The sequence below is a fragment of the Methylocucumis oryzae genome (assembly GCF_000963695.1).
GTDB lineage: Bacteria > Pseudomonadota > Gammaproteobacteria > Methylococcales > Methylomonadaceae > Methylovulum > Methylovulum oryzae.
In genome coordinates this window covers 24,643-33,319 of the sequence record NZ_LAJX01000046.1, presented here as the reverse complement: position 1 = coordinate 33,319, position 8,677 = coordinate 24,643, and the positions used below count along the sequence as shown (strand labels likewise).

Here is an 8,677-nt window from a genome sequence, read left to right as displayed (position 1 = left end):
AAGGCCGGGTTAAAGGTGGTCGCCTGTATTCTTGATAAAGTGTATGCAACAGGCAGAAAAGTAGCGGTAGGATTTAAAGAATCTATGCGCATCGTTTTTGATAAGCACCTTAGGCAGTGGAACTATACCGCCGTCCCTGAAAAGACGGCTCTGGCAATTGACTAAGTTATTTTATGCATATTCCTAAAGTCTAAGAAAAACTCTCGCTCAGACAGTGCATGTTCAGTGATGAGTGCGCGGCCTAATACAAAACAATCGGGTATTTTGGCTTTTAATTTGCCTATATGCCAGAAATGCCCGTTGCTTTCATAGCATAAATCGCCGTTGACTACGCTAACGGTTAAATATAAGCCAAAACCAAAACCTATGGTTTCAAGCAATTCATGGTCAGCGACATACGTCATGGTTGAGTAAAAGTAATCTGTTTTGCCATCAGGGTAATTAAGCTTTCGCCGCCAATATATCATGCCATTAGCATCGCTATGCTTTTGCACTGTAATGTTTATTAGTTCGCCAGGCCATAAAATTAAGCCACCGAATAAATGAATAAGCCAGACGATAGGTGTCATGAATTTGGGGTAAGCAATGGTTAATTGGCCTTTTAGAGTACTGGTTTGACTGCCGGTGATTTGATAATGTTGTTGTAATACGTTAGGCAATGAAGCCCATGAGTCACCTAAAACACGTTGCATAAGGGGAAGCATAAGTTTAACTCCAAAGTGAGTTGTGAAAGACCATTAGCGTGGTAATGCCTATCATGCCAAAAAATGCCGGTACACCTAACGTGAGCCAAATCTTAGAATAATAGTGATAGATGTAAGGTAAGGGTTCGCCATGTAACCAGGTGTCATTGGCTATATCACGCATACGAATTTGTAAAACCACAACGGGTAGCCAGCATAAGCCGGTAATGAGATAAAGCCATACCGTCAACATTAGCCAATCTTCAGTAATAGGTGTTGAAAGGTGTTGTGCTAATAACCAGCCTGTTAACGGTTGTATGATTACGGTTGGTGTGGTAAACCAATAATCGGCGAGTACGACATGACGACTCGTGATGGCAATTGCTGAGTGATTACCGCTAGCGTCAGCCATGATTTTATAAAATACCGTGCCTGAGCCTAAGCCAAACAACACAATGGCGCTGAGAATATGAAGCAGCTTTAAGCTTAAAAAAATCATGACTTTTCTCCTTCTAGTGACCGGTATATCGATAAACATAATAAAAATGGCAGATTTTTCAGTGTCGGGCCAAAAGGATGTAGCCAGAATTCGGGTAGATAAACGGCGATGGCTATTGAATAGCCTAGTACTATCCAAATTTGCACAAGCAAAATAAACGTTAAGCGATTACAAAATAAAACCGCTAAACCCATCGCCAAGTCTAAACTGGCTAGACCATAAAGGGTTGCCACTGCCCAGGTATTATGAATGCCGAGCTGAGCAAGTAAGTCATAACTTTGCTGATGTGGATAAAACAGTATCGAAGTGATACCACTCCACAACCAGACTAATGCAATGCAATAGCGCAACGCGGGTTTATAAAAATACATGTGCGCATACCAGCGCTCTGCTTGACTGGCTGGCGTTGATAGCCAAGTCTTTATGTTTTGGGGTGGCCGTTTTAATAGCGTTGTGGTGTCGTGGGGATCGTCGAAATTGCCTTGTTGCAACATGGCTAAATTATCTGCCGATAAGATAGGCTCACCTAAAATCGGCAAGAGTGCGCCGAGCAATGAGTAACCACAGTCACCAAGCGCATATGTTTGAGCCGGTGGTTTTCCTAGTCGTTTTCTTAAGTGTTGTAAATAGTCGCGATAGCTAATCGGTTCTGAGCCGACTAATATGTATGCTCTCGATTCAGTGCTGTTAGATTCAAGACATTGGCAGATACAGGCAACAACATCGTCAATATGAATAGGTTGTAATAAACTCTGGCCGTTATTGGGCAATAAATGTATCGGTAAAGCCGCTAGCGTGCTAAACAGCTCTGTGCTGACGGCGCCATGGCCGTAAATAATTGAAGGTTGTAAGATGCTATGAGTAATGGGCAGCTGTCTTAATACATCATCGGCGGCTTTTTTGCTTAAGTGGTAGGCTGATTGTGCGTGTTCGTCTGCACCCAGTGCGGATAACTGGATAATTTTCTTTACACCCATCGTGACTGCGGCATTAAACAGCGCAATAGGTGCTTTGGTATGCAGAGTTTCAAAGCGTTTGCTGCGGCGTTTCTACGATAACACCCACACAATTAATTACGGTATCGACTGAGTGAAGATAGGGATACCAGCTTTGCTCATCAAGCATCTGGTTATAATTGATGACTATTAATTCAACTTGAGGACTTGATGACTGTAGTCGCTCAGGATGTCGGCAGCAGGCGCAAATAGTATGGCCTTGTGTTAATAAAGCGCGCAGTACTGACCGGCCTATAAAGCCAGTAGCACCTGTTAAGAATATCTTCATATCATGCTCCTCTCTTTTAGAATTAAGAGAGCAGTGTATTCAGCGTAACTCGCTCAGGCTTCCGATTTGATAATGTTGGAATAAGTTAACGCTGTTATACGCGCTGTATGGCGTTAGCAAAGATAGGCAAACTGTTCTGTTTAGTGTTGTTAAAACTAGCAGTGGCTGTGCAGCGTATTTTGGCTGCGCAAGAACAATAAAAAAGCCCTTAAAGGTTAAGGGCTTATTGAGTTGGGGTAGGGGTCTTAGATTTTTATCTAAACAATAATGCTTAAATTGCTGGCGTGACAGTTTTGCGACGTGCGGCACCAATTAAGCCCAAGAAAGCAGAGCCGAATAACCAGATGGCTGCAGGGATAGGCACTACAGTGCTAGTAAGGTATAGCTGCTCTTGAGCGTTACCATTTACGCTAGCTCCAATTTTCTTCATAACGACTGTCAGTGTGTGTTGACCTGAAAGTAGAAAACTGTCGCCGTATTGAATTAATTGATTGTCTAACTTAACAGTAAAGTTGGCTAATACTGTAACGAAAAAGCTAACGTAAGAACTTGCTGACGCATTAAAAACCCAGTTATGCGTAACGGTGGTGTTAGCGCCAGGCTGAGGTTTAAATGTAAAGCTTGCTTCTAAAATCGAATCTACCGTGTTATCCAGTACTTTGATGTCACTACCTGACACATTCGGTGTAGTGACCCACGTTAAATTCGCAGCAGAAGCGTCTTGAACTGCAAGAATGCTAAACAGCAACGTTAATGCAAAGATTAATTTTTTCATAAGAAAGGCTCCAAGATTTAAAAACGTACTATCAAAAGTACGTCCTTATAATCTTTGATGAGAATAAAGCCCGTCAACGAAGTTGTTTGATGGTATTCACAAAACAACACAATGCCTTGCCATTTTGTTGCTTAATTGGAAACTTCATCACAGTTTGTAGGTGATTATTCTATCATTTTCGTCAGTTCTTAAGCGTATATATGATACGACCTTAGTAGAGGGTGCGTATTAGTTTTATTACGTTAAGTGTAAATAAGATTGAATTATATTGTTTCTAATTTGTAAATAGTTTGCTGAGTACTGCATAAACATCGGTATTTTTCACAATAATCCTTCCACTAATAAATGAAGCTAAATGAATCTAAACACGTGCTATTTCTAGTGCATCTTTATTGTTGGTTATGGCCGGGATATTTTTAATGCTGATAGCGCCATTTGCCTAGAGGATAAATCGCATTTTTTGACGTAGTACTCATGTAAGTCAGCACAGCTTGGTGTTTGCTACAATGTTGAGAAAGCTATAGTTTTATGTTGTAATGCGTTCGTTTTACGTGTTAACACGCCCCTTAATTCGGCTGGGGTTTAACAAGATGCGGTTTTATCGCAACTTATTGGGAGAGTAGGCTTTTACTATGCAATTTACTATTAAGAAAGGTTTGGATATACCCATAACGGGGCAGCCTAAGCAAGAGGTCGACAATGGTAATCCAGTAACATCGGTTGCTATTTTAGGTATGGATTATGTAGGTATGAAACCTACCATGCTTGTCGCTGAAGGTGATAAGGTTAAGTTAGGACAAGCGCTGTTTAGCGATAAGAAAAATCCGGGGGTTTTATTTACTGCACCCGGTGCAGGTGTTGTTAAAGCTATTAATCGCGGAGAAAAACGCGTATTACAATCGGTAGTCATCGAATTAAGTGGCTCAGAAGCTGTTTCATTTGCTAGCTATTCAGAGGAAGACATAGCGGGATTAAGCATTGAACAGGTAAAAGAAAATTTAGTGGCGTCTGGCTTGTGGACGGCATTACGGGCAAGGCCTTATGGCAAAACGCCTGCAATAGATAGCACGCCTAGCTCAATTTTTGTAACCGCTATAGATACTAGCCCTCTTGCTGCTGATCCTAGCATTATTATTAAGCCACGTTCTGCCGATTTTATTAACGGATTAAAAGTTATTAGCCGTTTAACGGCAGGCAAGACCTACGTTTGTAAAGCAAAAGGCGCAGATATTAACGTTGGCAATGCGAGTGTGACGGTTGCAGAGTTTTCAGGGCCGCATCCAGCAGGGTTGCCAAGTACCCATATCCATTTTATTGATCCGGTTAGTGCGGAAAAATTTGTTTGGTATATAGACTATCAAGCGGTTATGGCAATAGGTGCGTTATTTACGACAGGGCAGCTTAATGTCGAAAAAGTCGTCGCGTTAGCGGGTCCTACAGCAAAAAATCCGCGTTTAATTAAAACTCGTGTCGGTGCGTGTGCATCGGAATTAGTTGCTGGTGAATTAGCAGAAGGTGTTGAGAGTCGCGTGGTATCAGGCTCCGTGTTATATGGTCATCATGCAACTGGTTGGGCCGATTATCTAAGCGTCTACAGCAATCAGGTCTCAGTGTTAGAAGAAGGTCGTCAACGGGAGTTTTTTGGTTGGATTGTGCCTGGCAAAGACAAATATTCAGCTCTAAATGTCTATGTATCAAGCAAGGAACGTAAATCTGAGCGTAAGTTCCCGCTGACCACCAATAGAAACGGTAGTAACCGAGCGATTGTTCCTGTGGGTGTGTACGAACAAGTAATGCCACTCGATATTTTGCCTACTGCGTTATTAAAAGCATTAGTCGTGGGTGATTCCGATCAAGCGCAATTATTAGGCTGCTTAGAGTTAAATGAGGAAGATTTGGCCTTGTGTACTTTTGTCGATCCGGGTAAGCATGATTTCGGTCCGGTTTTGAGAGCGAATTTAACTAAAATTGAGAAGGAAGGATAATGTCTGCAAGAGATTTTTTAGACAGTCTAGCTCCGCATTTTTTCTAAAGGCGGTAAATACGAGAAGTATTATGGCCTTTATGAAATGGTTGATACTTTTATGTACACGCCACCCGATGTGACGCGTGGGGCAACACATGTACGTGATGGTAATGATTTAAAGCGGACGATGACGTTTGTGGTAATTGCTACGTTTTTCTGTGTATTAATGGCAATGTACAACACCGGTTATCAAGCGAATCTAGCAATGGCCGCTATTGAGTTGGACAAAATTAATGACTGGCGTAGTATTCCGATGATGGTCTTTGGTTATAACCCAATGAATCCATTATCCAATCTTGTTCACGGTGCGCTGTATTTCTTACCTATTTACATTACAACGCTGGCTGTTGGTGGTATTTGGGAAGTACTGTTTGCAACTGTACGCGGTCACGAAGTCAATGAAGGCTTTTTAGTCTCGTCAATGCTCTATACCTTAATTATGCCGCCGGATATGCCATTATGGCAGGTTGCCTTAGGTATTTCGTTTGGTATCGTGATTGGTAAAGAAGTATTTGGCGGTACCGGCAAAAACTTTTTGAACCCAGCGTTAACCGGTCGTGCTTTTTTATACTTTGCTTATCCTGCTTCGATTTCGGGGGATTCCGTTTGGGTTGCCGTCGATGGTTACACAGCGGCAACGCCGTTAGGTTTAGCGGCTAATGGTGGTTTAGATGCCATTCATGCAGCTAATTACAGCTGGGTGCAAACTTTTTTTTAGGTTTTGAGCCAGGTTGTTTAGGTGAAACGTCAACATTGGCGATTTTGATTGGCGCTGCTTTCTTGTTATATACCCGTGTAGCTTCTTATAGAATCATGGCCGGTGTATTTATAGGCATGGTGGCGACATCATTATTGTTTAATGTTATTGGTAGTGATAGCAACCCAATGTTTGCAATACCTTGGTATTGGCATTTAACTATGGGCGGTTTTGCTTTTGGTATGGTTTATATGGCTACCGATCCTGTGAGTGCGGCAATGACCAATACTGGACGCTGGTTATTTGGCGCGTTAGTCGGTGCGATGACGGTATTAATCCGTGTTGTTAATCCGGCTTTCCCAGAAGGCATTATGTTGGCGATTTTATTCTCCAATATGTTTGCACCACTTATCGATTATTTTGTCATTCAGGCCAACATCAGCAGAAGGAAAAAAACGTCATGCCTAATGAAAAAAAGCAATGCCAGCACATGGCTAAGCTATGTGCCAAGCTTGAACAATATGAAATGTATTTAAAGGCAAAAGCCTATGCCGAAAAAGTATTAGCATTAGGTAATGATAGCCTGGAAAAAACTATTGCTATCGCAGTGTCTTTATGTCTAGTTTGTGCGGTTTTAGTTGCATTTGCAGCTGTTGCATTAAAACCTTTGCAAATCAATAACAAAGAACAGGATATGAAGAAAAATATCCTAGATGTTGCGGGATTGCTCGAAGAGGGTAGCAACATTGACAAGGCGTTCGATGAAAAAATCGAAGCGAAAATTGTTGATTTAGCAACGGGTGATTATGTTGATAGCATTAACCCAAAAGATTACGATCAGCGCAAAGCAGCAAAAGACCCTGCGTATAGTGTTGCTATCCCTAAAGAGCAAGATATAGCGCATATTCGTATTAAAGCTAAATATGCAAAAGTTTTCTTGGTTAAAGAAAGTGGCGCAATTAAGTCAATCATTTTGCCGATTAATGGCTATGGTTTATGGTCAACTTTGTATGGTTTCTTATCGTTAGAAGCCGATGGCCAAACTGTACAAAGTATTAACTTTTACGATCAAGCCGAAACTCCGGGGCTAGGCGGTGAAGTCGTCAACCCTAATTGGCGTGCATTGTGGAAAGGCAAAAAAAGTTTACGCTGAAACTGACCAACCAAGCTTAGAAAAAGGCTTAATCGAAGAAGCTGATGTGGGTGAGGTTGCGTTAAGCTTGATTAAAGGTAGCGTTGATCCAAATAAACCAGGTTCACAATACCAAGTTGACGGCTTAGCCGGTGCATCGTTAACCAGCACAGGTGTTACTCATTTAGTTCACTACTGGTTAGGTAAAGAGGGATTTGCACCTTATTTAGCGAAAGTAAAAACGGTTAAAGGAGCGAAATCATGAGCGCAGTATTAGAAAACGAAAAAAGTCGGTTTCTTAAATAAAGAAACCAAAAAAAGTATTAGTTGAACCGTTGGTTGATAATAATCCTATTACACTACAAGTATTGGGTATTTGTTCAGCGTTAGCGGTGACGTCACAAATGTCTACGTCACTTATCATGGCGCTGGCATTGACGATGGTTACTGCATGTTCGAGTGCGGCGATTAGTGCGATTAGAAATCATATCCCAAGCAGTATTCGTATTATTGTGCAAATGACGATTATTGCTTCGTTGGTTATTGTCGTCGATCAAATTTTAAAAGCCTTTGCTTATGACATTAGCAAACAATTATCGGTATTCGTCGGTTTAATTATTACTAACTGTATCGTAATGGGTAGAGCCGAAGGTTATGCCATGAAAAATCCGCCCTTAGAAAGTTTTATGGATGGTATTGGTAACGGCTTAGGTTATAGTTTGATTTTGATTACCGTGTCTTTTTTCCGCGAGCTATTAGGCTCTGGTAAGCTACTAGGTATTGAGATTTTGCCATTGTTAAAAGACGGTGGTTGGTATCAACCTAATGGTTTAATGCTATTACCCCCTAGCGCATTCTTTATTATCGGTTTGATTATTTGGGGTGTGCGTCAGTGGAAGCCTGCGCAACGCGAAAAAGTCGAATTTAAAATCATGGATATTGCTCACGGTGAAGGAGGCCATCACTAATGGAAGCGTATATCAGTTTATTCATCAAAGCCGTCTTTATTGAAAACTTAGCGTTATCGTTTTTCTTAGGGATGTGTACGTTTATCGCCGTATCTAAAAAGATTTCAACGGCTATGGGCTTAGGTATCGCGGTTATGATGGTGCAGTTGATTACTGTACCGGCTAATAATGCGATATATCATGCTTTATTGAAAGAAGATGCATTATCTTGGTTAGGCATTACAGGCGTCGATTTAAGCTTTTTAGCCTTATTAAGCTGTATCGGTGTGATTGCTGCCTTAGTACAAATCTTGGAAATGATTTTAGATAAATTCTTTCCAGCGTTATACCACGCCTTGGGTATTTTCTTACCGTTAATCACGGTAAACTGCGCGATTTTAGCGGGTAGCTTGTTCATGATTGAACGCGACTACAATTTTGCCGAAAGCGTAACATACGGTATTGGTAGCGGTTTTGGTTGGGCATTGGCGATTACCGTTATGGCGGGTGTACGTGAGAAACTAAAATACAGTGATATTCCTGCTTCATTACAAGGTTTGGGTATTACTTTTATTACAGCAGGTCTGATGTCGTTAGGCTTCATGGCTTTTTCCGGCATTCAACTATAAGGTAA

The 8,677-nt window shown here is 41.4% G+C and carries 8 protein-coding genes and 2 pseudogenes; 5 read left to right on the top strand and 5 right to left on the bottom strand.

Translation table 11 applies throughout. The features are described from left to right. Window positions 1–161: 161 nt before the first annotated feature. The 5 genes from VZ94_RS05495 to VZ94_RS05480 form a co-directional block, all read right to left on the bottom strand. Window positions 162–704 carry a DUF4166 domain-containing protein gene (locus VZ94_RS05495; protein ID WP_082081404.1) on the bottom strand — a complete coding sequence of 181 codons (543 nt, stop codon included), beginning with the start codon at window positions 702–704 and terminating at the stop codon, window positions 162–164. Between the two features lie 4 nt (window positions 705–708). Next, entirely contained in the window at window positions 709–1,182 is a 474-nt protein-coding gene (locus VZ94_RS05490; protein WP_045778468.1) for a DUF2269 family protein, read from the bottom strand. Further along, window positions 1,179–2,159, bottom strand: coding sequence for an SDR family oxidoreductase (locus tag VZ94_RS05485; protein WP_239649661.1), 981 nt, complete (start codon window positions 2,157–2,159; stop codon window positions 1,179–1,181). Before VZ94_RS05485 ends, VZ94_RS05490 begins: the two co-directional genes overlap by 4 nt. 49 nt (window positions 2,160–2,208) lie before the next feature. Then, window positions 2,209–2,466 carry an SDR family oxidoreductase gene (locus tag VZ94_RS28085; protein ID WP_239649660.1) on the bottom strand — a complete coding sequence of 86 codons (258 nt, stop codon included), beginning with the start codon at window positions 2,464–2,466 and terminating at the stop codon, window positions 2,209–2,211. A gap of 271 nt (window positions 2,467–2,737) precedes the next feature. Beyond that, window positions 2,738–3,241, bottom strand: coding sequence for a VPLPA-CTERM sorting domain-containing protein (locus VZ94_RS05480; protein WP_045778467.1), 504 nt, complete (start codon window positions 3,239–3,241; stop codon window positions 2,738–2,740). Between the two features lie 632 nt (window positions 3,242–3,873). Here VZ94_RS05480 and VZ94_RS05475 point away from each other — a divergent pair. From VZ94_RS05475 to nqrE, 5 genes and pseudogenes are all read left to right on the top strand, one after another. After that, window positions 3,874–5,226 (top strand): Na(+)-translocating NADH-quinone reductase subunit A, encoded by a 1,353-nt coding sequence (locus VZ94_RS05475; RefSeq protein ID WP_045778466.1) that lies wholly within the window; start codon window positions 3,874–3,876, stop codon window positions 5,224–5,226. Then, a pseudogene (locus VZ94_RS31685) lies at window positions 5,226–6,419 on the top strand (NADH:ubiquinone reductase (Na(+)-transporting) subunit B); the annotation flags it as partial. The gene VZ94_RS05475 and the pseudogene VZ94_RS31685, both read left to right, overlap by 1 nt. A gap of 5 nt (window positions 6,420–6,424) precedes the next feature. Continuing rightward, a pseudogene (locus VZ94_RS05465) lies at window positions 6,425–7,361 on the top strand (Na(+)-translocating NADH-quinone reductase subunit C). A gap of 37 nt (window positions 7,362–7,398) precedes the next feature. Beyond that, on the top strand, window positions 7,399–8,064 hold the full coding sequence (locus VZ94_RS05460; RefSeq protein WP_045778465.1) for an NADH:ubiquinone reductase (Na(+)-transporting) subunit D: 666 nt from the start codon (window positions 7,399–7,401) through the stop codon (window positions 8,062–8,064). Continuing rightward, window positions 8,064–8,672, top strand: coding sequence for an NADH:ubiquinone reductase (Na(+)-transporting) subunit E (gene nqrE / locus VZ94_RS05455; RefSeq protein ID WP_045778464.1), 609 nt, complete (start codon window positions 8,064–8,066; stop codon window positions 8,670–8,672). Before VZ94_RS05460 ends, nqrE begins: the two co-directional genes overlap by 1 nt. Window positions 8,673–8,677 lie beyond the last annotated feature (5 nt).

Excerpts from the sequence above, each read along its gene's own strand:
- VZ94_RS05495 (WP_082081404.1), bottom strand. The coding sequence starts at position 704 with ATGCTTCCCCTTATGCAACGTGTTTTAGGTGACTCATGGGCTTCATTG.
- VZ94_RS05490 (WP_045778468.1), bottom strand. The coding sequence starts at position 1,182 with ATGATTTTTTTAAGCTTAAAGCTGCTTCATATTCTCAGCGCCATTGTG.
- VZ94_RS05485 (WP_239649661.1), bottom strand. The coding sequence starts at position 2,159 with ATGGGTGTAAAGAAAATTATCCAGTTATCCGCACTGGGTGCAGACGAA.
- VZ94_RS28085 (WP_239649660.1), bottom strand. The coding sequence starts at position 2,466 with ATGAAGATATTCTTAACAGGTGCTACTGGCTTTATAGGCCGGTCAGTA.
- VZ94_RS05480 (WP_045778467.1), bottom strand. The coding sequence starts at position 3,241 with ATGAAAAAATTAATCTTTGCATTAACGTTGCTGTTTAGCATTCTTGCA.
- VZ94_RS05475 (WP_045778466.1), top strand. The coding sequence starts at position 3,874 with ATGCAATTTACTATTAAGAAAGGTTTGGATATACCCATAACGGGGCAG.
- nqrE (WP_045778464.1), top strand. The coding sequence starts at position 8,064 with ATGGAAGCGTATATCAGTTTATTCATCAAAGCCGTCTTTATTGAAAAC.